Genomic DNA, 26365 nt, shown 5'->3' with positions numbered 1-26365 from the left:
ATTCTGCTCTCGACGCGGTTCCATCTTCGGCACTAGGCGAGGTGAGGTTCGTTGATGGGCGACGACGATCAGGGCGGAGAACCGCCGCACCCGGTCGGGCGTGCTCCTTGGGAGCGTCCCGGCGCGGTGGAAGATGCGGTCGGCCACTCGCGTGGTTCCCGGGGCACCGCCGGGACCTGGTATGCGGCATATTTGCCGAATCCGGCGGGATCGGCCGGTCCTCGCGAGCCGGAACGGGATCCCACCGCCCCCGCGGTCACGGACGAGCACCCGGGCGAGTCGGCCGACGCGGACTCCGATACCCGGCCCGGCCCGAGCAGCTCCGGCGAGACGCTGTCGAGTCGGCCTCCCGACTCCGGCAATTCGACTGACGTACAGCCGAGTACACCACCGGAGGTCGGCAACTCCGGTGCAGCGCATACGGATGCAGATTCCGGAGTCGAGAACAGCGCTTCTTCCGAGGAATTCATCCGGGAGCCATCGGATTCCACCCGGGGTCTGCTCATCGTCCCAGGGCAGGACACCGGGAATACCTCCGCCGGAACGCAATCCGCCGACGCCCCCGATCCGGACCGGACCGAACCCGCGGCAGCACCGAAATCCCTTGGCGGAAGACCATTTCCCCGGCTTCGGCGAACCGGCGCTCTGCGCGGCCCAGGTGGCCGACGGTTGCGCATCGCCGGACGCACGATCGCCGCGCTGGCCGCCGTCGCCACTCTCGTACTGACCGGCGCCGGCTGGAACTACCTGCGCGCCACCGACAAGGGCTTCGCCAAGGTGCAGGCGCTGGACGTCGGCTCGCACGACATCGTGGATCCGGTCGGTCAGCTGGGCGATGAGAATTTCCTGATCGCGGGCACCGATTCGCGGGCGGGCGCCGACAGTACTCTCGGCGCGGGCACCACCACCGATGTCGAGGGCGCGCGCTCGGACACGGTCATGCTGGTGAACATCCCGGCGAGCCGCAAACGCGTTGTCGTGGTGTCGTTTCCGCGCGACCTCGACGTCACCCGCCCGGTCTGCGCGGGCTGGAACAACGATCAGGCGAAGTACACCGACACCGACTATCCCTCGGCGATGGGCGACAAGCTCAACGGCGTCTACGCCCTCGGCGGACCCAAATGTCTGATCAAGGTGATCCAGAAACTGTCCGGGCTGAAGATCAACCACTTCGTCGGACTCGACTTCGCCGGATTCGAATCGATGGTCGACACCGTCGGCGGCGTCCAGGTGTGCACCGCGACGCCGATCGTGGACGGCGAACTGGGCACGGTGCTGGCCAACCCCGGCCGCCAGCTCATCAACGGCGTCACGGCACTGGACTACGTGCGGGCCCGACACGTCATCGGCGAGGAACGCAGCGACTACGACCGCATCCACCGCCAGCAGCTGTTCATGTCGTCCCTGCTGCGCAGCGCGCTGTCGAATCGGGTGCTGTTCGATCCGGTCAAGTTGAACGGATTCATCGCGGCGTTCAGCGCACACGCCTTCATGGACAACGTGGACACCAAGGATCTGCTGATGCTGGGCCGATCGCTGCAGAAGGTGGCCGCCGGTGCGATCACCTTCCTGACCGTGCCGACCGCCGGCACCACGTCCTACGGCAACGAGATCCCGCGCGAATCGGATATCAAGGCGATCTTCCACGCCATCATCGACGACGAACCGCTGCCGGGCGAGCAGCACACGGCCGATTCCGCACCCACCTCGACCGCGCCGGCGCCGCCGCAGCTCACCGCGGTCGACCCGACGACGGTATCGGTGCAGGTCTCCAATGCCTCGGGCGTTTCGGGCGCCGCGAGCACGACCGCCACGAAACTGGCCGCCCCGGGTTTCCAGATCTACAGCGTCGACACCTACCCCGCGGGGATGTTGTCCTCGACTCTGGTGCGCTATTCGAGCGGTCACCGGGACGAGGCCGCGACCGTGGCCGCGGCGATTCCGGGGGCGAAACTGCAGGTCACCTCGGATCTGGGCAGTATCGTGCAGGTCGCGCTCGGCAAGAATTTCACCGGTGTGGTGCGGAACCCGCCGACGTTCGGCGCTCCCCTGCCGACCATCGCCTCGGCCCCGCCGGACAGTGCCGGTCAAGCGAATTCGGTCACACTTCCCAGCGATCTCGAACACGTCAACGCCGCGGACGACAACTGCCGCTGAGATGTACTGCCACCTGCACAGATGTCGCGCTCGAGCGGAAGCACCAGTGGTTCATCCGTAGTTCGTGACTTGGTCAGCGCCGAGAGCTAATGTTCGTTCCATGCGTGTCATCTACAACGAGCAAATGGGCGAACTCGCCACCATGCTGGGAGAAATGGCCGGTATGGCGGGTTCGGCCATGGACAGGGCGACGCAGTCGCTCCTGCAGGCGGATCTCGCACTCGCGGAACAGGTGATCACCGAATCCGACCGGATCGCCGAGATGATCACGCTCGCCGAGGAGCGTGCGTTCGCCCTGCTGGCCCTACAGGCCCCGGTCGCGGGTGATCTGCGCCAGGTCGTCAGCGCCATCCAGATCGTCGCCGATGTGAATCGCATGGGCGCGCTGGCGTTGCACGTGGCCAAGGTCGCCCGTCGACGTCATCCCAACCACGCGCTGCCCGAGGCCGTCAACGGCTACTTCGCCGAGATGGGCCGGATCGCGGTGAGTATGGGCGCCGCAGCCAGGGAGGTGCTCGAATCCCGCGATCCCGAGCGCGCCGCGCTGCTGAACGAGGAGGACGAGGCGATGGACGATCTCCATCGCCACCTGTTCTCCCTGCTGATGGACCGCGAATGGAAGCACGGCGTCGCGGCAGCGGTCGATGTGACCCTGCTGGGCCGCTACTACGAGCGCTTCGCCGACCACGCCGTCGAGATCGGCCGCCGCGTGGTCTTCCTGGTCACCGGCGTCCTGCCGCCCGACCAGGACGACTCGGAAACCGAACGCATCTGAGCCTGCCCGCCTCCCCGCGACTCAGCGGGCCGTCGGGTGCGGGGAGGCTTACATTTCGGGCCGACGGTCAGTCCTTCGGCCGACTCTCGGGCGTACCCGGTGAGTTACCCATGTGCTCCTGAAATCAGCTGTTGCGCTGTGAATCCGGTCGGTCGGATTCACAGCGCAACAGTGGTTTCGGCGGCAATCAGGCAGTTTTCGGGGACAGGCTCCCCGATCAGCCGAAGCGGCCGGAGATGTAGTCTTCCGTGGCCTTCTGCGAGGGGTTGGAGAAGATCTTCTCCGTCTCGTCGATCTCCACCAGGTTGCCGGGCTTGCCCTGCTCCTTGAGGTTGAAGAAGGCCGTCTGATCGCTCACTCGGGCGGCCTGCTGCATGTTGTGGGTGACGATGACGATCGTGTACTGCTTCTTCAGTTCGGAGACCAGATCCTCGATCGCCAGGGTGGAGATCGGGTCCAGCGCCGAACAGGGCTCGTCCATCAGCAGCACGTCGGGCGAGACCGCGATCGCGCGGGCGATGCACAGACGCTGTTGCTGACCACCGGACAGGCCGCCGCCGGGCTTGTCGAGCCGGTCCTTGACCTCGTTCCAGAGGTTCGCACCGCGCAGCGACCGCTCGGCCACCTCGGCCAGTTCCTTCTTGTTGCGCACGCCCTGCAAGCGCAGTCCGGCCACCACGTTGTCGCGAATCGACATGGTGGGGAACGGATTCGGGCGCTGGAACACCATGCCGATGGTGCGGCGCACCCCGACCGGGTCGATCGTCGCGCCGTAGATGTCCTCGCCGTCCAGCAGCACCGCACCCTCGACGCGGGCGCCGGGGGTGACCTCGTGCATGCGGTTCAGCGAGCGCAACACGGTCGACTTGCCGCAACCGGAGGGACCGATGAAGGCGGTGACGCTGCGGGGCAGCACGGTCAGCGACACATCGGAGACGGCGTGGAACCTGCCGTAGTAGATGTTCAGATCTTTGACGTCGATCCGCTTGGCCATGTCGTTATTCCGTTCGCTTCTATCGGTTCCGCGTGAGCAGCTTGTTGACGACCGCGGCCCCCACGTACAGCAGGGCGATGATCAGGATCAGCGTCAGCGACGCACCCCACACCCGCGCCACACCGGCGGGCTGCGGGTTGGACAGCTCCTGGTAGACCAGCAGCGGCAGCGAGGCCATGTTGCCCTGGAAGATGTTGAAGTTGATCGACTTCGAATATCCGACCAGCACCAGCACGGGCGCGGTTTCGCCCATCACGCGGGCCACGGCCAGCAGCATGCCGCTGATCATGCCGGGCAGTGCGGTCGGTATCACGATCCGCACGATCGTCTTCCACTTCGGGATGCCCAAAGCGTATGAGGCCTCCCGCAATTCGTCGGGGACCAGCTTGAGCATCTCCTCGCTGCTGCGCACCACCACCGGCAGCATCAACAGCACCAGGGCGAAGGACACGGCCAGCGCGCTCTGCCCGAACTTCAGCGTCGCGATCCACAGCGAGAACACGAACAGCGCGGCCACGATCGAGGGCACACCGGCGAGGATGTCGACCATGAACGTGGTGACCTTGGCCAACCGGCCGCCACCGTATTCGATCAGGTAGATCGCGGCCATCACGCCCAGCGGGATGGCGATGATCGCCGCGACGACCGCCTGGGCGATCGTGCCGAAGATGGCGTGGTACACACCACCGGCGAACTGCTCGGGCAGCACGCCGTATTGGGAGTTGCTCCACCAGCCGCTGCGGGTGACCGAGCTGATCCCCTTGCTCACCACCACGATGAGCACCCAGGCCAACGGCACCATCGCGATCGCGAAGCACAACCACATCACCAGCGTCGCGATGTTGTTGCGAATCTTGCGACCGAGCGAGATCTCGCGGAAGGCGGGCGCCTTGATGGGCTTGTCCAGAGTGGCTGTGGTCATCACCCGTTCACCTTCCCGCCCGCGGCGATCCGAGCCAGCGCGTTGACCACGAAGGTCAGCACGAACAGCACGAAGCCCGCGGCGATGTAGGCGCCGGTCGGCAGCGCCTGGCTGAATTCCGAAGCGGCCGAAGCGATCTTGGAAGCGAAGGTGTATCCGCCGTCGAACAGCGACCAGTGGCCCGCCTGCTGCGCGGTGCGCAGCACGATCAGCACCGCGATGGTCTCACCCAGGGCACGGCCCAGGCCGAGCATCGACCCGGCGATCACACCGCTGCGGCCGTAGGGCAGCACGGTCATCCGCACTACTTCCCATTTGGTCGCGCCCAGCGCCTGCGCGGCCTCGATGTGCGCACGCGGCGTGAGATTGAAGACCTCGCGGCTGACCGAGGTGATGATCGGCAGGATCATCACGGCCAGCACCACACCGGCGGTGAAGATCGTGCCACCGCCGTCGATCGAGACGTTGCCCGATTTGAACAGGAAGAACCAGCCGAAGGTGTTGTTGAAGAACTTCTCCACCGGCACCAGCTTCTCGGCCAGCACCAGGAACCCCCATAGACCGAACACGATCGATGGCACCGCCGCCAACAGGTCCACCAGCATCGAGAACGGGCGGGCCAGCGCCTTGGGCGCGTACTGGGTCAGGAACAGGGCGATACCGACGCCCACCGGCACCGCGATCACCAGTGCCATGACCGCGCTCATCACCGTGACCATGAACAGGTCCCGGATGCCGAACATCAGGTTGTTGGCATCGTTGGTGTTGAACTGGCCGCTGGTGAAGAAGTTCGCTTTGTTCGCCCCGATCGAGGGCACGGCCCGGATCAGCAGGAACAGCGCGATCAGCGCGATGGCGGCGACGATCGTCGCGCCCGCAGCGGTGGCCAGCGACCGGAAGATCAACTCCGGTTTGTTGCTGACGCCCGCTCGGGCGGACTTCGCCGGATCGGTGTCGGGATCACTCGGCATTCGAGCAGTATCTCCGCCCGCCCGCAGGCCGGTCGATTCCGACTGGCCTGCGGCGGTGACATCGTCGTGCACGGTCATGGGTGGCAGCTATCAGGAGATGGCGTTGATGGCGGTGGTCAGCTTGGCCTTGAACGAATCCGGCAGCGGGATGTACCCGGCGGTGTCCAGACCGGCCTGACCGTTGTTGACCGCGGAGGTCAGGAACGCCTTGACGGCCTTGGCGGTGTCTGCGTCGGCGTACTTCGAGCAGACCACCTCGTAGGTGCCGAGCATGATCGGGTACGCGGTCGCGTCGGTCGGGTTGTAGAACGACGACGTGTCCAGCACCAGGTCGTTGCCCGTGCCCTTGACCTTGACGCTCGCGACGGCCGCGCTGGCCGAGGCGGTGTTCAGCTCGACCGGCTTGACCGAGGCGTCGGTCAGGATGCGCGCCATGTGCAGGTTCTGTGCCTTGGCGAAGGACCACTCGTTGTAGGTGATCGAACCGGGGGTGCGGTTGATCGCGGCCGAGGTGCCGTCGTTGCCCTGGGCGCCCTCGCCGACACCACCGTTGAAGACCTTGCCCGCGCCCTTGGTCCACGCGCCCTTCGAGGCGGCGGCCAGGTACTGCTGGAAGTTGTCGGTGGTGCCCGACTGGTCGCTACGGAAGACCACGTTGATGGCCAGGTCCGGCAGCTTATCGGCGATGCCCGTGTTGAGCGCCTTGATCGCCGGGTCGTTCCAGTTCTTGATCTCGCCGCTGAACACCTTGGCGGCGGTCGGGCCGTCCAGCACCAGGTTGTCCACACCGGAGATGTTGTAGGTGACGGCGATCGGGCCGAAGACGGCCGGCAGATCCCAGGCGGTCGAACCGCACCTGGCAGCGGCCTTGTCGACCTCGCCCTTCGCTGCGGACAGCGGCGAGTCCGAGCCCGCGAAATCGGTTTGGCCACCGATGAAGTCGTTGATGCCCGCGCCCGAACCACTGCCGGTGTAGTCCAGCTTGTAGCCGTCGCAGTTCTGCTGGTAAGCGGCGATGAAGCGGTCCATGGCGTTCTTCTGCGCCGTGGAACCACTCGACTTGAGCGCCTTCTTGCCACCGCAGTCGACGTTGACCTTCGGAGCGGTGCTGCCGGTCGACGCGGTGTTGTTGTCGCTGCCACAGGCCGACAGGGTCAGAGCCCCGGCAGTGGCCAGCACGCCGATGAGAGCGCTGCTGCGCTTGAGATTCACCTATTCCTCCGGTAACGCTCGAGACACGCCCGATCCCTCAACGACCGGACGGGTACCGTGGTGGCTGTTCACAGAACTCGCACACCGGGCAGCGGGTACTGCCCATAAGTAACGTAGGTTCGGCCGGTTGACAGTTGGACCTGGGGAAGTGAACGCGGGGTGAACAAGCCAACGCTATTGCGAGCTGGTGTTGTGACATTTGCCGCACTTTAACCAGCATCGTCGAAATATCCGACGAAGGACCCTATCGACAGGCGACCGCGTCGAGTATCAGCGCGCGGCGTAGGCCGCGTCGACGTGCGAGGTGCCGAAACCCAGCCGCGTGTAGGTGTGCACCGCCGCGGTGTTGTCCGCCTCGGTGTACAGCAGCACCTCACCCAGACCGCGATCGCGCAGGTAGTGCAGGCCCGCGAGGGTCAGCAGCCGCCCCAGCCCGCGCCCCTGCGCGGCGGGATCGATGCCGACCACGTACACCTCGCCCACCGGCGGATCCGTGTCGTCGTGCACCTTGGTCCAGTGAAAGCCCAGGATGCGTTCGGGCCGCGCGGTGTCCACAGCGATGAACAAGCCCTTCGGGTCGAACCAGGACGATTCGCGACGCACCGTGACATCCGCCTCGGTCCACCCGCCCTGTTCGGGATGCCAGTCGAACGCCGCGTTGTTGACTCGCAGCAGTTCCGCGTCGTCGGCCGGCCCCGCATAGGTCCGCAGGGTGAGTCCGGACGGTACGGCCAACTCTGGTAGCTCAGGAGTTGCTAGCGGACGTCGCATCTGCCACAGTTCGCGCGCCACACCCAACCCGAGACGTCCGGCAACCGCGCGCGCCGAGGGCAGATTGCCGTGCGCCCACACCCGCGCTCCCCGGCCGCCCTCGGCCAGAGCCGCTCCGACCAGGGCCGCACCGATCCCGCGACCGCGGTGTCGCGGGTCCACCGCGACCTCCGCCATCGCTGGGTGATCACTATGCGCGGCAACGAGATTCGCGTATCCGGCCACCGTGCCCTCGCGCATCGCGAGCAGATGCCGGGCCGCGCCGGACGCGTCCAGCGACAGCACCGCCTGTTCGGAAACCGGTGCGACACCGTCGGTCTCGTCCGCGCGCGCGAGCAACTCGCGAACCCGGGACGCCGCGTCGGCGGACAGCTCGCCGGTCCAGCCCGACAGCTCCGCCCGATCGCCGGTCACGACAGCGAACCGTTGACCGGGGCCGGTTGCGCGTCCTCGGCGGGCGGGCCGTCCTCGGACGCCGCCTGGGCCGCATCACCCTTCGCGTTCGAGCGCGAAGGGCGCACCGCCTTGTAGCCGACGTTGCGCACCGTGCCGATGAGCGATTCGTATTCACTGCCGAGTTTGGCGCGCAACCGTCGTACGTGGACGTCGACCGTGCGGGTGCCGCCGAAGAAGTCGTAGCCCCAGACCTCCTGCAGCAGCTGGGCCCGGGTGAACACCCGGCCCGCGTGCTGAGCCAGGTACTTCAGCAGTTCGAATTCCTTGTAGGTCAGATCGAGCGGGCGCCCGCGCAGCCGCGCGGTGTACGTGCCCTCGTCGATCACCAGCTCGCCCAGGGTGATCTTGCCGGTGTTCTCCGGGCTGGCCGAGCCGCCGTTGCGCGCCACCAGCAGACGCAACCGTGCGTCGAGTTCGGCGGGGCCGGTGCCCGGCAGCAGGATGTCGTCCAGACCCCAGTCGGCATTGACCGCGACCAGCCCACCCTCGGTGAGCACCGCGACGACCGGCACCGAGGATCCGGTGCTGCCGAGCAGCCGGCACAGCCCGCGCGCGGCGGCCAGATCGGTGCGCGCATCCACCAGCGCGACGTCAGCGGATCCCGCCTCGAGCAGGGAGGAAACCTCCGTGGGCGCCGGACGGACGTTGTGCGGTAACAACGCCAGCGAGGGCAGGACCGACTCCGGGTTCGGGTCCGAGGTCAGCAGGAGCAGCTCCACCGGCTCTCCTCCCAATCTGGCATGTCCGCGGCAACCTCGCTGTAACTCCGCGACATCATGCTCGTTAGCACTGGTAATTCGTGCCTACATTAGCGCGTCTGCCGAGTTGACCACGCATTCCGGCGACCCGGCGCACTCGCGCCTGCCCGATCCGAATCCGGATCAGCGAACGCCCCGGGCTGATCGAGGCGACAACAGATATCGTGCATGCATGGGTAACTCACCGGGTACCCCCACGACCCGACCAGCTCCGCACCGCCGACCCGGCGGCGAACCTCGCGAGCACGCGACCACCCCGCCCGACCTGTGCACGGGCGGGCGCGCGCATGGCTGAGACACCGCACATCCACTCCGTCTCGACCGGCCCGGCCACGTCCGGTGCGCCGCGCGGAGGCGGGCGAATCCATGGGTAATCCGACGGAAACCCCCGGCACCCGGCCCGCCCCGGACCTGTCCGCGCAGGAGTCCGGAGCCCCGCTCGCCGAGGAAGTCCGCGTGTCGATGCGCGCGGTCGTGGTGCGCAAAGTCGTTCTCGGACTGCTGCTGCTGGTCGCGATCGCGGTCGTGGTGGATTTCACCGCGGCGGCCTATTCGGAATATCGGGTGTCGCGGTCGCTGCGCGCGGGCGGCGAGCTCAGCGCCGACCCCGACGTGACGATGCACGGATTCCCGTTCGTGCTGCAGGCCTGGCACGGTGATTTCCGCAACGTCGAGATCCAGGCCAGTGCGAACCGGCCGGACATCCCGGGCCAGATCCTGGTCGAGGCGACGCTCAACGGCGTCCACCTCCCGGCGCGCGCGCTGTTGGACGGCGACACCCGGGCGGTTTCGGTGGATCGGGTGGCCGGGCGGATGCGCATCGAACCGGTCGAGCTGGGCCGGTTGTTCAACATCCCGGATCTGGACATGCGCGGCCCGCCGGCCGACAAGTCCGACGGGACCGGCGGCTCCGGCGGTTCGGGCGTGACCACCCAGGGCGCGCTCATCCTCAGCGGCACCATTCCGCTGGGTCCCGAACCGCGCAGTACCGAACGCGTCAGCGTGAAGGCCGATCTGATGCTCGACGGTGATCAGGTCCGCATCGTCGCGACGGATCTGTATCACGGCGACGAGACCACCACCACGAACTCGGTGGAGCTGAGCCCCGACCTGGACAAAACCGCGGTGCTGGCCCGGTTCACCCGGACCATCGACACCCGCGATCTGCCCTTCGGTGTGCACCCGACCAGCGTCAAGGCGCTCGGCGGCAATATCATCGTCGAGGGGGAAGGCGACAATATGACGATCGATATGGACAGGTTCGCCCAACCATGACGCAGATCATGATTCTCGTGGCGGTGCTGCTGGTCGGCGCCGTGATCGGCATCCTGGTACGCCGCCGCGAGGGCCGCGTGCGAAATGCCCCGGCCGCCAAGGCAACTGCACCCGAGGACACCCAGCGCACGGCATTGCTGGCCGCGGCGGGCGTCGGCGCGGCGCAACCCGCGGTGCTGCATTTCTCCGCCGAATGGTGCGGCCCGTGCGCGGCGGTACGGCGGGTGGTCGGCGGCGTCGTCGCCGACCTGGCCGAAACCCAGGCCCCGCCGCGCGACATCGAGGTCGACATCGATGCCGAACCCGCCCTGGCCCGCGAGCTGAACGTGCTGTCGCTGCCCACGACCTTCGTCTTCGATGCCGAGGGCCGCGAACGCTTCCGGATCTCCGGCGTGCCCAAGACCTCGGATCTGCGCAGCGCCCTGGTCCCGCTCACCGAACCCGAACCGCACTGCGCCTGAGCGCGCGAAGGGTGCGAACCCGGCCCAATGCGTCCGGATCCGCACGCTGACCGGCCCTGAGCAGGTCGAACGCACCGATTCCCGACCCCGGGTCCAATTTCCGCTCCGAACCGGGTAAACTGGTCGGCGTGCAAACCCGCCGAGAGCTGATGCTCACCCGTCGCCGCACAGTCGATCTGTGCCGCCTCGGCGGTTGTTGCTGCCTGTGCATGTAGCCGGTCGGCCTTTCCTTCTTCTCGCTGCCGACCGGTTGTCCTACCGCGTGAGTGATCTCGTCGATCCCCCGGTGATCCGACACGAATCCAGACAGACATACGCAGCGCAGGAGTCCTTCCGATGTCTCAACCCGACACCGAGTTATCCCCCCAGCAGTCCCGGCCCGGCCAGGTCGACGTCCGTGGGCCCCGCTTCGCGGCGTGGCTGACCACCGGCGTTCTGGTCGTGGTCCTGCTCGTCTCCGCCGTCTCGGTGCCGGTCGCCGCGGTGCTGATCGCCCTGCAGGCAGTGGTGTTCGCACTCGGCGCGCTGCTGGGCCCGCGGCGCAGCCCGTACGGGCAGATCTACGCCCGGCTCGTCGCACCGCGCGTCGGCCCGCCGACCGAGGTCGAGCCCGTCGCACCGCTGCGGTTCGCCCAGTTGGTCGGCCTGATCTTCGCCGTGGTCAGCCTGCTCGGTTTCGCCGCCGGAAGTGCTGTGGTCGGCGCGATCTTCGCCGCCTTCGCGCTGTTCGCGGCATTCCTGAACGCGGCGTTCGGCATCTGCCTGGGTTGCAAGATCTACCCACTCGTCCAGCGGATCCTCCCCGCACCCACACAGTCCCCCACCTAGCCCGGCAAGTCACTTCGAAAGGAACAACATGGCTCGCTCCGATGTCCTGGTCTCCGCAGACTGGGTAGAAGAGAACCTCAACGCCCCCGGCGTCGTCATCGTCGAGGTCGACGAGGACACCTCCGCCTACGACACGGGCCACATCGAAGGTGCCGTCAAGATCGACTGGAAGCAGGACCTGCAGGACGCGGTTCGGCGTGACTTCGTCAACCGTGAGCAGTTCTCCGACCTGCTGTCGGCGCGCGGTATCGGCAACGACGACACGGTCGTTCTCTACGGCGGCAACAACAACTGGTTCGCCGCGTACGCGTACTGGTACTTCAAGCTGTACGGCCACCAGGACGTGAAGCTGCTCGACGGCGGTCGCAAGAAGTGGGAGCTCGACGGCCGCCCGCTGTCGAAGGACGCGGTCAGCCGCCCCGCCGCCACCTACAAGGCCGGCGAGCAGGACCTGTCCATCCGCGCGTTCCGCGATGACGCCATCGCCGCGATCGGCAACAAGAACCTCGTCGACGTGCGTTCGCCCGACGAGTTCTCCGGCAAGATCCTCGCCCCGGCTCACCTGCCGCAGGAGCAGAGCCAGCGTCCCGGCCACATCCCCAGCGCGATCAACGTGCCGTGGAGCAAGGCCGCGAACGAGGACGGCACCTTCCGTTCCGACGAGGAGCTCGCGGAGCTGTACAAGGATGCGGGTCTGGACGGCGAGAAGGAGACCATCGCCTACTGCCGCATCGGCGAGCGTTCCTCGCACACCTGGTTCGTGCTGCAGGAGCTGCTCGGCCACAAGAATGTCAAGAACTACGACGGAAGCTGGACCGAGTACGGCTCCCTCGTGGGAGCACCGATCGAGTTGGGAGCCTAATTTCCTATGTGCGCAGCACCTACCCAGGGTCAGACCCTGCCTGCCAATGTCGACACCGAGAAGGAGACGGTCCTGACCGGTCGTGTCCTCGACGCCGACGGCAATCCCGTCGGTGGTGCGTTCGTCCGTCTGCTGGACTCCAGCGACGAATTCACCGCCGAGGTCGTCGCCTCGGGCACCGGTGACTTCCGTTTCTTCGCCGCCCCCGGCACCTGGACCATCCGTGCCCTGTCCTCCGCGGGCAACGGCACCGCGAAGGTCAGCCCCGAGGGCGCGGGCGTCCACAGCGTGGACGTTTCCGTCGCGAAGTAGCTGTATTTTTGGCCTCCGCTTCGCTCCGGCGGGTTTTTCGGCGCTGTAAGGCTCGTCGTTCAGCCCTCGAGACTCGGGCTTCGCCCATGCGCTTCGAGGACTGAACGACGAGCCCGCGCCGAAAACCTTTGGGGTTGACGTTGTTGGCCTGACAGTTCCGGCGTACACAGATGCTTCGCCGCTGGGCACGTTTCGACGTGGTCAGCAGCGAAGCATCTTGCGTATCCGGGAGGTGGCCTACGGCATCGTGGGGAAGACGGGGCGACGTCGGGATGCGGTTGCATGCGGATTGTCACAACATCCCGGTTTTCGTCGCCGGGCTCGAGGTCGATAGACTTCGGGTGTGGTCCTTACCTTCGAGATTTTGCTGGTTCTCGTCTCCGTGCTGATCGCCTGGTTCGGTCTGTACGTCCTCTACCGGCTCTTCACCGAGTCGTGACAGAGGCCGAGCACGTCGAGAACTCAACAACGAACGGTTCCGCGTCCGCGAAGGGCAACGGGACCGAGTCCGCGCATCGCAGTGGTGATGCGGCGGTGAGCGAGGCAGCCGAGCGGGCGAAGTCCACCGGCGCGCGCAACATTCCGCAGCTGCCGGATCTACCGTTGCCCGAGGACACCGCGAATCTGCGGCTGGGCCCGGATCTGAGTTCCTCCATGCTCGCACTGCTGCCGCTGGTCGGTGTCTGGCGCGGCGAGGGCGAAGGGAACGACCCCGAGCGCGGGGATTACCACTTCGGCCAGCAGATCATCGTCTCGCACGACGGCGGCGACTATCTGACCTGGCAGTCCCGCTCCTGGACCATCGACGCCGAGGGCAACTACAACGGCCCCGACCTACGCGAGAGCGGTTTCTGGCGGGTCGGCATGGACGGCGACGACGAGGTCATCGAGCTGCTGCTCACGCACAGCTCCGGCATCGTGGAACTGTTCTACGGCCAGGCCCTCACCCAATCCTCCTGGGAATTGGCCACCGACGTGGTCATCCGCAGCCAGTCCGGCGCAGTGGTGGGCGGCGCGAAACGCCTCTACGGCATCGTCGAAGGCGGCGACCTCGGCTACGTCGAGGAACGCGTAGTAGCCGACGGCGCCCTCGAACCCCGCCTGTCAGCCCGCCTTCAGCGCTACATCGGCTGAATTTCTCAGGCGGTAGCGCGGCTTCGTCGGGCAGCGCGATCCGGGCCTGCGATCAGCCTCAACCGGGCAGGCAGCCTGAACAGAACGACCCCCGAGCCTTATCGCGGAAGATCTCTTCTCGCGATCCCGGTCGGACAACCGGGGACTCGGGGGTCGGGTGACTGCCTGGGATTCGCCGCGCGCTCGCGCGGACGGGTTACCCGTCGCAGCGGTGGCGCTTAGCTGACAGCCACCTCACGTGTCCTGCGAATACTCATTCTTCGAACCACCTCCTTCCCGTGTACCACGAATCTAACGGGTCGATCCGCCGGTCGGCAACGTATTTTCGCGGGAGGCGAAATCGCTGGTGAGGCGGGTGATGGTGGGGTGGATCGCGATTCGGCCGTCGAGGGCCACCTGTACGACGGTGTCGGCGCGGTGGTCCGGGGGCAGTTGGTGGGTGACGACCACGACCGTGCGGTCCGGGGCGACCAGCCCGCTGGTGTCGTCGAGGAGGGCGCGCAGCAGGTGCGCTCCGGTGTCGGCTTCGAGGTGTTCGGTGGGTTCGTCCAGCAGCAGGACGCGGGCCGGGGACAGCAGGGCGCGAGCCAGCAGGATGCGGCGACGCTGACCGCCCGATACCGCCGCCGCGCCGCCGATCAGATCGGTGCGCAGCCCCTCGGGCAGCGAGTCGAGCCAGTCGCCCGCGCCGACCGCGTGCAGTGCCGCGCGCGCCTCGTCCTCGGTGACGTCGCCGCGGGCCACGCGCAGATTCTCCAGGACGGTGGTGCCGAACAGGTGGGCGTCCTCGGCGAAGAAGGTGACTCCCGGACGTGGCGTGTCGAACAGCCCGGCCCAGGCCATGAGCAGTGTGGTCTTGCCCGCGCCGCTCGGGCCGAGAACCGCGATCCGGCGTCCGGCGGGCAGCGCGGGCAGCTCTCGCAGTCGATCCTGTTGCGTCCGAACGTCGTTCGCCTCCTCGGCGGAGGTGATCCGACGCAGTGCGGCTCTGCCTCGGGTCAGCGCCTGAGCCGCCGCGGGCAGTACACCCACGGCCTCGAACGCGGACAGCGGCAGCAGCACGAGCACGGCCATGGCCATCGGCGTGATCGCGCCCGGCGAGACCGATTGCAGTGATCCGGCGGGCATCCGGGCGACGCCCGCGCCGCCGTAGAGCACGATGCCGATGAGCAGCGCACCCAGCACACTCACGCCGATCGAGATCGGGGTTGCCGCGGCGGCCCAGGCGCTGTGTGCGGCGGCGCGGTCCTCGGCCTGCACGGCGCGCCGGCTCGCGGCCGCGGCGGTCCCGAGCGCCGGGTCGAGCCGCCCGGCGACGCGCAGTTCGGGCGCGTGATCGAGCACCGTCATCGCGGCGGCGGTGAATTCGGCACGATCCGCGCGGACGGCGAGTTCGGCCTCCCGCGCGGCCCGCGCGGACAGCCACGGCGCGAAGATTCCGGCGACCGCCAGCGCGAGGGCGAGAATCACTGCGGCCGAGACGGATACGACGGCCAGCACGGCGACGGCGGCGACCGACAGCACCACCGCGACCGCGATCGGCACCACGGCCCGCACCACCAGCGCACCGAGATCATCGATGTCGTCGACGATCCGGGTCAGCAGATCACCGCGCCGCAGTCGGGTCGGATCCTCCTGGGCGCCTGCGGATTCGGTGTCGCTCCGCGAACGCGGCGTCCAGATGTCGGCTCGGGCCAGCGCCGTGTAAACCCCGGTCCGTGCGGTCGTCATCGCCCGCAGCGCCACATCGTGCGTGGCCAGCCGCTCCAGATACCGGCACAGCCCGCGCGAAATCCCCAGGGCCCGAACGGCCACCACGGCAACGCTCAGGTCCAGCACCGGCGGCATCTCCCACGCCCGGGCGATCAGCCAGGCCGCCAGCCCCGCCAACGCCAACCCGCTCCCCAGCGCCAGCACACCCCATCCGATCGACACCGCGACCCGCCACCCCGACAACCCGAGCAGGTCCCGCATCCGCCGAAAATCCGTCCACGCACCGCTCATCGGACGACCTCCTCGGCCGTGTGGCCGTTCGCAGCGGGTCGGGCCGGCGAATCGGTGCGGGAGGCATGAACCTCGACGACGTGGTCGGCGGCGGCGAGAAGATCGCGGCGGTGGGCCACCACGACGACCGTCGCACCGGCGCGGGCGCGCGCGGTGAGGGCCGACAACACGGTGGCCGCACTGAGATCGTCGAGGTGAGCAGTGGGTTCGTCCAGCAGCAGGATCGGGCGATCGGCGGCCAGGACCCGGGTCAGGGCGAGACGCTGGCGCTGGCCGAGGGACAGCCCGTGGCCACCGGAGCCGACCACGGTGTTCCAGCCGTCCGGGAGTTCGTTCAGTACGGCGTCGAATCCGGTTGCGGCGCTGGCTGATTCCAGCAGTTCGCCGCGGGTGTTCGCGCCGAGGAGTTCGAGGTTCTCGCGCAGGGTTCCGGGCAGCAGCACCGGACGTTGCGGCAACCAGGCGACCCGCGCCCACCAGGACGAGGGATCCAGCTCGGACACCGGAACACCGTCCACCAGAACCGTTCCGGCATCGGGCGGCATGAGACCCAGGATCGATTGCAGGACAGTCGATTTCCCGCATCCGTTCGGCCCGGCCAATACCGTGATCGCACCGGATCGCAGCATCGTGGACAGACCGGCGGGCGCGAACCCGTCGCGAGAGCGCACGGAGAGGTCCCGGATCTCGAGCACGCCTCGGAAATCCGGGATCTCCCGGGCACCAGCGAGTTTCACCGCGCGATCCTCGGATTCCAGTACCGCGAAAGCCTTCTCGGCCGCGGCCATACCATCCTGCGCGGCGTGGAAGCGCTCCCCCACCGCTCGCAGCGGCAGATACACCTCGGGCGCCAGAATCAGCCCGAGCAGTCCCGCGTACAGGCCCATGTGCCCGAACACCAGCCGCATTCCGATCGAGACCGCCACCAGCGCGACACTCAAGGTGGCCAGCATCTCCAGCACCATCGAGGACAGGAATGCCATCCGCAGCGCCGACATCGTCCGCGCCTGCAGGGATTCGCCCAGCGCCCGCACTCGATGCCGCATCGTCATACCGGAATCCTCGGTGTCTCCGGCAGTTTCACGCCCGAGCGCACGCAGTGTCGACATCCCCGCGAACAGGTCCAGCAGTTGATCGGACAGCCGCGTGGCGGCGGCCAGCGTCGCGGCGGACCGGCCCTGGGTCATCAATCCGATCAGCACCATGAACACCGGAATCAGCGGCAGGGTGATCAGAATGATCAGCCCCGCGGTCGGATCGTGCACAGCGATGACCACCAGCACGATCGGCGGCACCGACACGGCCAGCAGCAGCGCGGGCAGGTAGCCGGTCAGATAGGCCCGCAACCCGCTCAGCGCACTGCCGACCACCACCGCCAATTCCGTTCGGCGCGAATCCAACTCGCGCGGTGCGAGTCCGGCGCCGGTGACCAGCACGGCCTGTTCCAACTCGGCCACGACCTGCGCGCCGGCCCGATGCGCCAGCCGGGACTGCCACCAGGTCGCCACGCCCCGGCAACCGATCGCGAGCACGAATACCACGATCTGCACGGCCCAGGAGCCGAGCGTGCGCTGTCCCGGATCGGTGATCACGCCCGCTAGAATCCGCGCCAGCAGCAACGCCGCCACCACGATGCATCCGGTGGTCACCAGCGACAGTGCGACGCTGAGCACGAGATACCGGCGGGCGGAACGCGCGTACCGCCACAGGCGCGGATCGACGGGGCCGGCCATGACTCAGCCCGCGGCGCTGCGCTGTAGCGACAGCCCGGTCGCCGGTGGAATCTGCTCGACAGTCAGCCGCTTGCGGAACACCCAGTACGTCCAGCCCTGATACAGCACCACGACCGGCGTCACGATGACCGCGCACCAGCTCATCACCATCAGCGTGTAATGCGTCGACGAGGCGCTCACGGTCCGATGACCGTCCACCACCCGGCCGTCCACGCTCAGCCCGAACGACGGGTCGATACTCGACGGCAGCACATACGGGAACAACGCGCCGAACAGCAGCACGATCGCCGCCGCGACGGTGAGCGCGGTCCCGGTGAACGCCCAGCCGTCCCGCCCGCGCAACGTGGCCACCGCCGCGAGCGCCAGCCCGATCACCGCCAGCGCCAACGGAATCCAGGTCCATCCCTTGCCGTGCGCGAACTGCGTCCACAGCGCGAAGGCCAGCACCACGATCACCGTCGGCACGACCACGATCCGCGCGATCCGGCGCACGCTCTCGCGCACCTCGCCGCCGGTCTTGAGCGCGATGAACACCGCACCGTGCAGCAGGAACAGCAGTGCCGTGGTCAACGCGCCGAGCAGTGCGTAGGGCCCGAGCAGATCGAGCAGATTTCCGCCGATCTGCCTGTGCTCGTTCAGTTTCACGCCGTGCACCATGTTCGCGAAGGCCAGTCCCCAGGCCAGGGCGGGCACCCAGGATCCGAAGATGATCGCCGCGTCGCAGCCCGCCCGCCAGCGCGGATCGTCGATCTTGCTGCGGTATTCGATGCCGACGATCCGGACGATCAACGCCACCAGAATCAGCAGCAGCGCCAGATAGAACCCGGAGAACAGGCTCGCGTACCACTCCGGGAACGCCGCGAACAGCGCACCACCCGCGGTGATCAGCCACACCTCGTTGCCATCCCACACCGGCCCGATCGTGTTGAGCACCACACGTTTTCGCGTCTCGGATCCGCGGCCGAGGATCGGCATCAGCATGCCGACGCCGAAGTCGAAGCCCTCCAGCACGAAATACCCGGTGAACAGCACACCGATCAGCAGGAACCAGAATTCCGGCAGACTCATTGCTCGACTCCCTCAGTAGGCGAACGAAAGCTTCTCGACGGCACCGTCTTGCCCGCTCGCCGCGGCGAGGGCCTCGGGCCCTTCGATCACGTACCGGCGCATCAGGAAGAACCAGACGATCGCCAGCACCCCGTACAGCGCCGTGAATACGATCAGCGAGGTCAGCACCGTGCCCGCGGTGTTGCCGGATACCGCCTGCTGCACCGTCATCCGCAGGTGCGGATCACCGGTCGGGTTGGGTGCGACCACCCACGGCTGACGACCCATCTCGGTGAACACCCAGCCCGCGCTGTTGCCCAGGAAGGGCGTCGGGATGACCAGCAGGCTCAGCCAGCCGAACCAGCGTTGTCCGGGGATCCGGCCGCGCCGGGTCAGCCACAGTCCCAGCAGTGCGATCAGCGCGGAACCACCCGCCCAGGTGATCATCGCGCGGAACGTCCAGTAGGTCACGAACAGATTCGGCCGGTAGTCGCCCGGCCCGTACTTCTCGTTGTAGCTGACCTGCAGATCCTTCACCCCGCCCAGCGTGACGCCGCTGAACTTGCCCTCGGCCAGCCAGGGCAGCACGCCCGGAACCTCGATGACGTGGGTGACGCTGTCGCAGTTGTTGTGCGTGCCGACGGTGAGCACCGAGAATTTCGGATCGGTCTGTCCGTGGCACAGCGATTCGGCCGAGGCCATCTTCATCGGCTGCTGTTTGAACATGAGCTTGCCCTGCACATCACCGGTGAACACCAGGGCAACGCCCGCGATGATGATCACCCACATGCCCATCCGCGCGGCCGGACGCCACATGTCGCGGGCGAGGTCGACAGTGTCCGATGGCCCGCCGGGCGCGCCGCGGCCCTTGCGCGACTCGCGGACCATCCACCAGCAACCGATACCGGCGACGAAAGTCGCTGCGGTGAGGAAGGATCCGGCGACGACGTGCGGAAATGCCGCCAGCGCGGTGTTATTGGTGAGCAGCTGCCAAATGCTGTGCAGCTCAGCGCGTCCGGTCTGCGGGTTGTACACCGCACCGACCGGATGCTGCATGAACGAGTTGGCCGCGATGATGAAGAACGCCGAGGCGTTCACCCCGATCGCGACCAGCCAGATCGTGGCCAGGTGCACCAGTTTGGGCAGCCGGGTCCAGCCGAAGATCCACAATCCGAGGAAGGTGGATTCCATGAAGAAGGCGACCAGGCCCTCCATGGCCAGTGGTGCGCCGAAGACGTCGCCGACGAATCGCGAGTATTCGCTCCAGTTCATGCCGAACTGGAATTCCTGCACGATGCCGGTCGCGACCCCCAGCGCGAAGTTGATCATGAACAGCTTGCCGAAGAACTTCGTCAGCCGGTACCAGTGTTCCTTGCCGGTCACCACCCAGGCGGTCTGCATGCCCGCGACCAACGGGGCCAGACCGATGGTGAGCGGTACGAACATGAAGTGATAAACGGTGGTGATACCGAACTGCCACCGCGATATGTCGACAACGCTCATCCGGCCTCCCACCTCTACTACTACATGTCGTAGTAAAGGCTACGCCAGATGCCTTCCGAAACAACGAGTCCTAGGTCACGACGCGGGTCTCGATCATCTCACCAGTCGGCGAGCCTCCAGTTCCGCGCGACACCCCGATCGACCAGCTCGCTGATTTCCGGCGCACAGTCCGGAGCGGACATCCGCAGACCGTCCAGTGATGCCACCCGCGCGGCCAATGTGATGCTCCCCAACATCCACACGCTGTCCGCGGTGATCAGATCCGCGACGAAGAAGGACTTGTACTCACACGACCAACCCGCCCGCTCGGCCTCGGCGAACAGTGCGCGCTGGGTGATGCCGGGCAGAACGCCGTGCTTGGCGGGCGGGGTGAGCAGCTGCTTGTCGCGCTGGATCACCACGGTCGAGCGCGGACCCTCGAGTACCCGATGTTCGGTGCTGGTGAAGATGACGTCGTCCGCGTCCTGACGGGCGGCGAAGCGCAGCGCGGACATGTTCGTCGCGTAAGACAGGGATTTCGCACCCATCAGCAGCCACGGTGCGTTCTGCGCGAGATCGACCGAGATTCCGCGCGCCAGGGTGATCACCGAAATCCCTTCGGTGCGGGCCTTGTCCACCCGCTCGGGAACCGGGGCGACGAGAACGTACGCGGTCGAATCCGGGGTCTCGGACAACGCACCCGAGGTGACTCGCGATGCGGGACCGGCACTTTCGCGTCCGCGGGTCAGCACCAGACGCAACTGCCCCTCCTGCTCGGCGCCCCACTCCTTGGCCGCGATCTCGACTGCCGAACGCCATTGCCCGAGATCGGGTTCCGGTAGATCCAGCACCTGTGCCGAACGCCGCAAGCGGGCCAGATGCAATTCCAGTGCACAGGGTTTGCCCTCGCGTACCAGAACCGTTTCGAAGACGCCGTCGCCGCGCAGTGCGCCGAAGTCGTCCGCAGAGAGCAACGGCGCGTCCGGGTCCTGGACAGCGCCGTCGAGTGTCACCAGAACTCGATCCACCATGGGCAGCAGCCTAGGCGAACGGACGGCTGCGCGAGAGGGTACCGAACTGCCGTCGGGCACCATCACACGCACGCCGATCACCCGGCAACCGGTGAGGAACTGCACAGCAAACGGGTCGTGAAATCCCGCCGCGACTTGCCCGCCGACCTCCGAGTCCGAATTCGCCTATTGTGGATGACGTGTCCGTGGATCTCCCGCCCAGTCCGCTGCTGACCGTTCCGGGGGCCGTCGCGGGCCCGCCCGGAACCCCCGACGCCGCGGTCGCCTGGCATTACGGCGATCCGTTCGGCGAACAGCGAGCCGCGGTCGAGCGCGCGGCCGTCGTCGATCGGTCCCACCGTTTCGTGCTCACCATCACCGGCGCCGAACGGCTGTCCTGGCTGCACACCATCTCCAGCCAGCACATCACCGACCTCGGCGACGGCGAGTCGGCCGAGGATCTGGACCTGGACCTCAACGGCCGGGTACTGAACCATTTCGTGCTCACCGATCTGGACGGCACGCTGTGGATCGATACCGAGGGCGAGCGCGGTCAGGACCTGCTGGACTTCCTGCGCAAGATGGTGTTCTGGGCCGACGCGAAACCCGAGGCGGCCCCCGAGCACGCCGTGCTGACCCTGCTCGGCCCCGGAATCGCCGCACTCACCGAGACGCTCGGCGTCGAACAGCTACCTCCGGCATATGGCGCAATTGCGCTACCGTCCGGCGGATTCCTGCGACGTATGCCGTGGCCCACCGGTGACAGTTTCGACCTGCTCGTCCCGCGCGAGGAGCTGCAGTCCTGGTGGTCCAGGCTGACCACCGCGGGTGTGGCGCCGGCCGGGCTGTGGGCGTTCGAGGCGCTGCGGGTGGCGTCCCTGCGACCGCGCATCGGGATGGACACCGACGATCGCACCATTCCGCACGAGGTCCACTGGATCGGCGGCGTCGGCGAATTCGGCGCGGTCCACCTGAACAAGGGCTGCTATCGCGGTCAGGAGACGGTCGCGCGGGTGCACAACCTCGGCAAACCGCCACGTCATCTGGTCCTGCTGCATCTGGACGGATCGGCCGACTCCCGTCCGGAGGTCGGCGATCCGGTGACCGCGGGCGGGCGCGCGGTGGGCCGCCTGGGCACCCTCGTCGACCACTACGAACTCGGGCCCATCGCCCTGGCCCTGCTCAAACGCGCCGTCCCGGCCGACGCCCAGCTCGAGGCGGGGCCGATGGCCGCGGCCATCGATCCGGATTCGGTCCCCGCGGACGACGAACCGCAGGCCGGTCGCCTCGCGGTGGAGAGGCTGCGCGGGCGATGAGCGCACCCGCCGGTGAATCCGCGATATCGCATGTCCCGGGGACCTCGCACGCCCCGGCGACGCCGCGGTCCGGTCTCGGGGCGGTGGGTACGGTGCTCGCGGTGTGCGTGGTGCACGCCGACCTCGAGATGCCCGCCAAGGTGAACCGGGTCGGGCACACCGCGATCGACAAACGTCCGGTCCCGGGCCGGGTCGCGGTGCGCACGCTGGGTCTGGACGGAGATCACGTGTGCGACACCGTGAATCACGGCGGCGTCCACCAGGCCGTGTACGCCTACGCCGAGCACGACGCGCAACGCTGGGGTGCGGAGTTGCAGCGCGCGCTGGATGCCGGATGGTTCGGCGAGAATCTGCGGATATCCGGTCTGGCGGTGAGTGATTCGGTCATCGGCGAGCGCTGGCGCATCAATGACACCGTGCTCGAGGTGAGCGCGCCGCGCGTGCCGTGCGCGACGTTCCAGTACTGGAGCAACGAACGGCAGTGGGTCAAGCGCTTCACTCAGCAGTCCGATACCGGCGCATACCTTCGCGTGCTGCGCGAGGGCACCATCGGCGCGGGCGACGAGGTGCGCATCGACTACGTCCCGGAGCACGGCGTGACGGTCCGCGACCTGTTCACCGGCCATGATCCCGAGCGGCTCGAACTGCTCCTGGCCACCGAGCCCACCGTGTCCGACGACGTCCGCATGCAGGTCGAACGGCATGCGCGCCGCGCGAACCGGACGCGCCCATGATCGGCGGCCGCGCGCGTCGAGTCCGGACCGGCCGGTCCGCTACGGTGGATGCCCGCGGATGGACGCGGAACGACGATCGGGGAGGACAGGTGCGCACACCGCGAGCAGCGCTGGTGACCGAATCGAATGCCGGGGAGGTGCGGTCGTGAGCGAGCTTGCGAGCGAACCATCAACACAGCGCGCATCGCGCACGACGGAGCCGAGCGCCGGCGAGGTGCAGTCGTGAGTGTCGATCTGGTCGAGGTGGTCCGATCCGGATTCCGCGAGTGCGTACACCGCGGTTCGGTGGTGATCCTGAACAGCGACGGCGAGCCGGATATCGCACTCGGCGAGGTGCATCTGCCGATCTTCCCGCGGTCGACCAATAAGCCGATGCAGGCGATCACCTTGCTGCGCAACGGTTTCGAGCCCGAGGACGAGGCCGAGCTGGCCATCGCCACCGCCTCGCACTTCGGCGAGCCGGACCACGTGGAACTCGTGCAGCGCCTGCTGGACCGGTTCGGGTTCGACGAGGACCAACTCGAATGCCCGCCGGATCTGCCCTCCGACGAACTCGCCCGAGCCCGCGCCCTGGCCGGGCAGGACCGTGACAAGGCCGCGCGCAAGATCTACATGAACTGCTCGGGCAAACACGCCGCCATGCTCGCGACCTGCAAGATCAACGACTGGCCCACGGTCGGATACCTGAATGCGGCGCATCCGCTGCAGCAGGCGGTCTCCGCGACGATCGCCGAGATCACCGGGGAATCGGAGGCCGATCTCGGCATCGACGGCTGTGGTCTGCCGATCGTGCCGGTATCGCTGGTGAATCTGGCCCGCGCCTACGCGGCGATGGCGACCGGCGAGCCCGGAACCCCGCACCGGCGCGTCGCCGAGGCGATTCGTAACAATCCGCGAGTGATTTCCGGCACGGACGGCCCGGACCTGCTGACCATGCGAGCCACCCCGGGACTGGTCTGCAAGATCGGCGCGGACGGCGTACACGCGGGTGCGCTGCCGGACGGGCGGGCGTTCGCCTACAAGATCGACGACGGTCACGACCGCGCCCGCATGCCCCTGACGCAGGCAATTCTGCGTCGGATGGGAGTGGCGTGGACCGATGCGCACGCGGATCTGGCGACCCCCGCGGTGCTCGGCGGCGGTGCGCGGGTCGGGGTGATCCGGGCGGTCCCCGGCCTGTTCGGATAACTCCTGGCCGAGGGCGACAACCCGGCAAACCCGGACAGATCGGGAGTCTTCGACCACTCCTGGAAGCGCGACCGCGTCACACACGCTAAAGTGTCTGTCAGGAAGAGTATTAATTCGAACGGGGCCGCCAAACCACCCCAGGCCGCTCCGCAGTGACGTGAGGGGGTCAGCCATGGGCCGTGGCCGGGCTAAGGCAAAGCAGACCAAGGTTGCTCGCGAGCTCAAGTACAGCTCGCCATCGACCGACTTCACGAGCCTTCAGCGCGAGCTGTCGGGACACTCCCACAACTCGCAGCGCGGTGATGTGCTGTCCGACGAGCACGACGGCGACGAATCGCTGTCACGCTGGAACGACACCGACGACGACTACGACAACTGGCGCCGCTGACCTGGACGACGTGTGAAGGGGGAGGCCTGCGGGGCCTCCCCCTTCACACGTCCGTACCGAGTCCGGCCTGTCGAGCAACTCGAATCACCAGCTGAGAGCTCAGCAACCCGCATCGGAGTCCCGTTGAGCCAACGGGACATCGGTGCTTTTTTGGTGTCGACACACACCGTTGACCAGTCCGCTACGGACTGTTGCGAATGTCCGTTCCGAGGTTCTACCGGAACAGACATTCGCAACCAACGGCATGCCGCCGCGCTCAGAAGCGCGGGTGTTCGCCTTCCAGGGTGACCCGGTCGGCGTCGTCGTCCTTGGCCTTCTTCACCGTGCCCAGCGTCCAGCAGGCGATGTGGCGGGCGGTCAGGACGGCCAGGGCGCGGTCGGCGTCCTCCGGGGCGACGACGGCGACCATGCCGACGCCCATGTTGAAGGTCTTCTCCATCTCCGCGCGCGCGACGCGGCCGCGCTGGGCGATGAGCTTGAACACCGGCGCGGGATTCCAGGTGCCGCGATCGAGTTCGGCGACCAGGCCCGCGGGCACCACCCGGGACAGATTTCCGGCCAGTCCGCCACCGGTGACGTGCGCGAAGGTGCGCACATCGGTCTCGGCGACCAGGGCCAGACAGTCCTTGGCGTAGATCTTGGTGGGTTCGAGCAGTTCCTCGCCGAGGGTGCGGCCGAATTCCTCGACGTGTCCGGCCAGGGACATCCGGTCGATGTCCAGCAACACCTTGCGGGCCAGGCTGTAGCCGTTGGAGTGCAGGCCCGAGGAGCCCATGGCGATGACCACGTCACCGGGACGCACCCGATCCGGACCCAGCACCGCGTCGGCCTCGACCACGCCGACGCCGGTGGCCGAGATGTCGTAGTGGTCGTCCTCCATCAGGCCGGGATGTTCGGCCGTCTCACCGCCGAGCAGTGCGCAGCCGGCCTGGACGCAGCCCTCCGCGATACCGGACACGATCTGCGCGACCCGCTCCGGAACGACCTTGCCGACCGCGATGTAGTCCTGCAGGAACAGCGGTTCGGCGCCGCAGACGACCAGATCGTCCACGACCATGGCGACCAGGTCCAGCCCGACGGTGTCATGCTTGTCCATGGCCTGCGCGACCGCGAGTTTGGTGCCGACGCCATCGGTCGAGGAGGCCAGCACCGGTTCGCGGTAGCCGCCCTTGAGCGCGAACAGTCCGGCGAATCCGCCGAGCCCGCCCTGTACCTCGGGCCGAGTGGCCTTGCGAGCCAGGGGCGCGAACAGCTCGACCGCGCGGTCACCCGCCTCGATATCCACACCGGCGGCAGCGTACGAAGCGCCGCCCCGGTCGTCCATACCGGCACCACTCGGGGTCTGCTCAGTCATTTTCGGGGAAAGCTCCAAACCGAATCGGCGGATAGATGCCTGATCACGCTACCGGAGCGGAGTAACGGGTATGCACCGGTATTGGCTTGGCGTATCGACAAAATATCGCCATTGCGATGACGCCGCTGTCCAGCCCCCTGATCCGAATGCGTCGCCTCCCCGCGACCGGTCATTCGCGCGGTCGTCGCACTGTTCGCCGGGCCACAGGCACTATTGACATA

At 67.5% G+C, this 26365-nt stretch carries 24 protein-coding genes; 12 read left to right on the top strand and 12 right to left on the bottom strand.

What is annotated here, in order from left to right:
• Positions 1 to 54: 54 nt before the first annotated feature.
• Positions 55 to 2157 (top strand): LCP family protein, encoded by a 2103-nt coding sequence (locus K7711_RS14275; protein ID WP_222969649.1) that lies wholly within the window; start codon positions 55 to 57, stop codon positions 2155 to 2157.
• Positions 2158 to 2257: 100 nt separating this feature from the next.
• On the top strand, positions 2258 to 2932 hold the full coding sequence (gene phoU / locus K7711_RS14270; protein ID WP_222969647.1) for a phosphate signaling complex protein PhoU: 675 nt from the start codon (positions 2258 to 2260) through the stop codon (positions 2930 to 2932).
• A gap of 217 nt (positions 2933 to 3149) precedes the next feature.
• On the opposite strand, the gene pstB is transcribed toward phoU, so the two are convergent.
• The 6 genes from pstB to K7711_RS14240 form a co-directional block, all read right to left on the bottom strand.
• Positions 3150 to 3926 (bottom strand): phosphate ABC transporter ATP-binding protein PstB, encoded by a 777-nt coding sequence (gene pstB, locus K7711_RS14265; RefSeq protein ID WP_067670077.1) that lies wholly within the window; start codon positions 3924 to 3926, stop codon positions 3150 to 3152.
• 19 nt (positions 3927 to 3945) lie between these two features.
• Positions 3946 to 4848 (bottom strand): phosphate ABC transporter permease PstA, encoded by a 903-nt coding sequence (pstA, locus tag K7711_RS14260; protein ID WP_222969645.1) that lies wholly within the window; start codon positions 4846 to 4848, stop codon positions 3946 to 3948.
• Complete coding sequence (gene pstC, locus K7711_RS14255) at positions 4848 to 5819, bottom strand: phosphate ABC transporter permease subunit PstC (RefSeq protein ID WP_372460148.1); 972 nt, start codon at positions 5817 to 5819, stop codon at positions 4848 to 4850. The genes pstA and pstC overlap by 1 nt, the downstream gene beginning before the upstream one ends.
• A gap of 90 nt (positions 5820 to 5909) precedes the next feature.
• Positions 5910 to 7031 (bottom strand): phosphate ABC transporter substrate-binding protein PstS, encoded by a 1122-nt coding sequence (pstS, locus tag K7711_RS14250; protein WP_222969641.1) that lies wholly within the window; start codon positions 7029 to 7031, stop codon positions 5910 to 5912.
• Positions 7032 to 7301: 270 nt separating this feature from the next.
• Positions 7302 to 8216 (bottom strand): mycothiol synthase, encoded by a 915-nt coding sequence (gene mshD / locus K7711_RS14245; RefSeq protein ID WP_372460132.1) that lies wholly within the window; start codon positions 8214 to 8216, stop codon positions 7302 to 7304.
• Positions 8213 to 8977: a winged helix-turn-helix transcriptional regulator gene (locus K7711_RS14240; RefSeq protein ID WP_222969639.1), complete on the bottom strand. Its 765-nt coding sequence runs from the start codon at positions 8975 to 8977 to the stop codon at positions 8213 to 8215. The genes mshD and K7711_RS14240 overlap by 4 nt, the downstream gene beginning before the upstream one ends.
• Before the next feature lie 516 nt (positions 8978 to 9493).
• Between K7711_RS14240 and K7711_RS14235 the strand changes: the two genes are divergently transcribed.
• From K7711_RS14235 to K7711_RS14210, 6 genes are all read left to right on the top strand, one after another.
• The gene (locus tag K7711_RS14235) at positions 9494 to 10291 is read left to right on the top strand and encodes an LmeA family phospholipid-binding protein (RefSeq protein ID WP_222970330.1); all 798 of its coding nucleotides are present in this window, start codon (positions 9494 to 9496) and stop codon (positions 10289 to 10291) included.
• Positions 10288 to 10752, top strand: a complete 465-nt coding sequence (locus tag K7711_RS14230) for a thioredoxin family protein (RefSeq protein WP_222969637.1) — start codon at positions 10288 to 10290, stop codon at positions 10750 to 10752. Before K7711_RS14235 ends, K7711_RS14230 begins: the two co-directional genes overlap by 4 nt.
• 336 nt (positions 10753 to 11088) lie before the next feature.
• Positions 11089 to 11580 carry a DUF4395 domain-containing protein gene (locus tag K7711_RS14225; protein WP_222969635.1) on the top strand — a complete coding sequence of 164 codons (492 nt, stop codon included), beginning with the start codon at positions 11089 to 11091 and terminating at the stop codon, positions 11578 to 11580.
• Between the two features lie 28 nt (positions 11581 to 11608).
• Positions 11609 to 12442, top strand: a complete 834-nt coding sequence (locus K7711_RS14220) for a sulfurtransferase (protein ID WP_040818218.1) — start codon at positions 11609 to 11611, stop codon at positions 12440 to 12442.
• 6 nt (positions 12443 to 12448) lie between these two features.
• Entirely contained in the window at positions 12449 to 12754 is a 306-nt protein-coding gene (locus K7711_RS14215) for a DUF1416 domain-containing protein (RefSeq protein WP_222969633.1), read from the top strand.
• A gap of 534 nt (positions 12755 to 13288) precedes the next feature.
• Entirely contained in the window at positions 13289 to 13888 is a 600-nt protein-coding gene (locus tag K7711_RS14210; protein ID WP_222970329.1) for a heme-binding beta-barrel domain-containing protein, read from the top strand.
• 291 nt (positions 13889 to 14179) lie between these two features.
• Here the strand turns inward: K7711_RS14210 and K7711_RS14205 are convergent, their stop codons facing one another.
• From K7711_RS14205 to K7711_RS14185, 5 genes are all read right to left on the bottom strand, one after another.
• On the bottom strand, positions 14180 to 15892 hold the full coding sequence (locus tag K7711_RS14205; protein ID WP_222969631.1) for an ATP-binding cassette domain-containing protein: 1713 nt from the start codon (positions 15890 to 15892) through the stop codon (positions 14180 to 14182).
• A complete protein-coding gene (gene cydD, locus K7711_RS14200) occupies positions 15889 to 17625 on the bottom strand; it encodes a thiol reductant ABC exporter subunit CydD (RefSeq protein WP_222969629.1) in 1737 nt (578 codons plus the stop codon). Before cydD ends, K7711_RS14205 begins: the two co-directional genes overlap by 4 nt.
• A 3-nt stretch (positions 17626 to 17628) precedes the next feature.
• Entirely contained in the window at positions 17629 to 18693 is a 1065-nt protein-coding gene (cydB, locus tag K7711_RS14195; protein WP_222969627.1) for a cytochrome d ubiquinol oxidase subunit II, read from the bottom strand.
• A 12-nt stretch (positions 18694 to 18705) separates the two neighbouring features.
• Positions 18706 to 20175 carry a cytochrome ubiquinol oxidase subunit I gene (locus tag K7711_RS14190; RefSeq protein WP_222969625.1) on the bottom strand — a complete coding sequence of 490 codons (1470 nt, stop codon included), beginning with the start codon at positions 20173 to 20175 and terminating at the stop codon, positions 18706 to 18708.
• A 98-nt stretch (positions 20176 to 20273) separates the two neighbouring features.
• The gene (locus K7711_RS14185) at positions 20274 to 21185 is read right to left on the bottom strand and encodes an aminodeoxychorismate lyase (RefSeq protein ID WP_222969623.1); all 912 of its coding nucleotides are present in this window, start codon (positions 21183 to 21185) and stop codon (positions 20274 to 20276) included.
• 167 nt (positions 21186 to 21352) lie between these two features.
• Here K7711_RS14185 and ygfZ point away from each other — a divergent pair, with 167 nt between their 5' ends.
• The 4 genes from ygfZ (at position 21353) to K7711_RS14165 (ending at position 24790) form a co-directional block, all read left to right on the top strand.
• Positions 21353 to 22480, top strand: coding sequence for a CAF17-like 4Fe-4S cluster assembly/insertion protein YgfZ (gene ygfZ, locus K7711_RS14180; RefSeq protein ID WP_222970328.1), 1128 nt, complete (start codon positions 21353 to 21355; stop codon positions 22478 to 22480).
• Positions 22481 to 22608: 128 nt separating this feature from the next.
• Entirely contained in the window at positions 22609 to 23214 is a 606-nt protein-coding gene (locus K7711_RS14175) for an MOSC domain-containing protein (protein ID WP_235747249.1), read from the top strand.
• Positions 23215 to 23436: 222 nt separating this feature from the next.
• On the top strand, positions 23437 to 24402 hold the full coding sequence (locus tag K7711_RS14170) for an asparaginase (protein WP_222969619.1): 966 nt from the start codon (positions 23437 to 23439) through the stop codon (positions 24400 to 24402).
• Between the two features lie 172 nt (positions 24403 to 24574).
• On the top strand, positions 24575 to 24790 hold the full coding sequence (locus K7711_RS14165) for a DUF3073 domain-containing protein (protein ID WP_040818199.1): 216 nt from the start codon (positions 24575 to 24577) through the stop codon (positions 24788 to 24790).
• A gap of 256 nt (positions 24791 to 25046) precedes the next feature.
• Here K7711_RS14165 and purM read toward each other — a convergent pair whose 3' ends face one another.
• Entirely contained in the window at positions 25047 to 26144 is a 1098-nt protein-coding gene (gene purM, locus K7711_RS14160; protein ID WP_222969617.1) for a phosphoribosylformylglycinamidine cyclo-ligase, read from the bottom strand.
• Between the last annotated feature and the right edge of the window lie 221 nt (positions 26145 to 26365).

Origin of the sequence: Nocardia coffeae (assembly GCF_019890715.1) — a bacterium.
GTDB lineage: Bacteria > Actinomycetota > Actinomycetes > Mycobacteriales > Mycobacteriaceae > Nocardia > Nocardia jiangxiensis.
The sequence above is the reverse complement of the archived record's forward strand: the minus strand, read 5'-3'. Positions and strand labels throughout refer to the sequence as shown.

Bases quoted from the DNA above. Each gene is read 5' to 3' on its own strand.
- K7711_RS14275 (WP_222969649.1), top strand. From the start codon at position 55: ATGGGCGACGACGATCAGGGCGGAGAACCGCCGCACCCGGTCGGGCGT.
- phoU (WP_222969647.1), top strand. From the start codon at position 2,258: ATGCGTGTCATCTACAACGAGCAAATGGGCGAACTCGCCACCATGCTG.
- pstB (WP_067670077.1), bottom strand. From the start codon at position 3,926: ATGGCCAAGCGGATCGACGTCAAAGATCTGAACATCTACTACGGCAGG.
- pstA (WP_222969645.1), bottom strand. From the start codon at position 4,848: ATGACCACAGCCACTCTGGACAAGCCCATCAAGGCGCCCGCCTTCCGC.
- pstC (WP_372460148.1), bottom strand. From the start codon at position 5,819: ATGCCGAGTGATCCCGACACCGATCCGGCGAAGTCCGCCCGAGCGGGC.
- K7711_RS14230 (WP_222969637.1), top strand. From the start codon at position 10,288: ATGACGCAGATCATGATTCTCGTGGCGGTGCTGCTGGTCGGCGCCGTG.
- K7711_RS14225 (WP_222969635.1), top strand. From the start codon at position 11,089: ATGTCTCAACCCGACACCGAGTTATCCCCCCAGCAGTCCCGGCCCGGC.
- K7711_RS14220 (WP_040818218.1), top strand. From the start codon at position 11,609: ATGGCTCGCTCCGATGTCCTGGTCTCCGCAGACTGGGTAGAAGAGAAC.
- K7711_RS14215 (WP_222969633.1), top strand. From the start codon at position 12,449: ATGTGCGCAGCACCTACCCAGGGTCAGACCCTGCCTGCCAATGTCGAC.
- K7711_RS14205 (WP_222969631.1), bottom strand. From the start codon at position 15,892: ATGAGCGGTGCGTGGACGGATTTTCGGCGGATGCGGGACCTGCTCGGG.
- cydD (WP_222969629.1), bottom strand. From the start codon at position 17,625: ATGGCCGGCCCCGTCGATCCGCGCCTGTGGCGGTACGCGCGTTCCGCC.
- cydB (WP_222969627.1), bottom strand. From the start codon at position 18,693: ATGAGTCTGCCGGAATTCTGGTTCCTGCTGATCGGTGTGCTGTTCACC.
- K7711_RS14190 (WP_222969625.1), bottom strand. From the start codon at position 20,175: ATGAGCGTTGTCGACATATCGCGGTGGCAGTTCGGTATCACCACCGTT.
- K7711_RS14185 (WP_222969623.1), bottom strand. From the start codon at position 21,185: ATGGTGGATCGAGTTCTGGTGACACTCGACGGCGCTGTCCAGGACCCG.
- K7711_RS14175 (WP_235747249.1), top strand. From the start codon at position 22,609: ATGCCCGCCAAGGTGAACCGGGTCGGGCACACCGCGATCGACAAACGT.
- K7711_RS14165 (WP_040818199.1), top strand. From the start codon at position 24,575: ATGGGCCGTGGCCGGGCTAAGGCAAAGCAGACCAAGGTTGCTCGCGAG.
- purM (WP_222969617.1), bottom strand. From the start codon at position 26,144: ATGACTGAGCAGACCCCGAGTGGTGCCGGTATGGACGACCGGGGCGGC.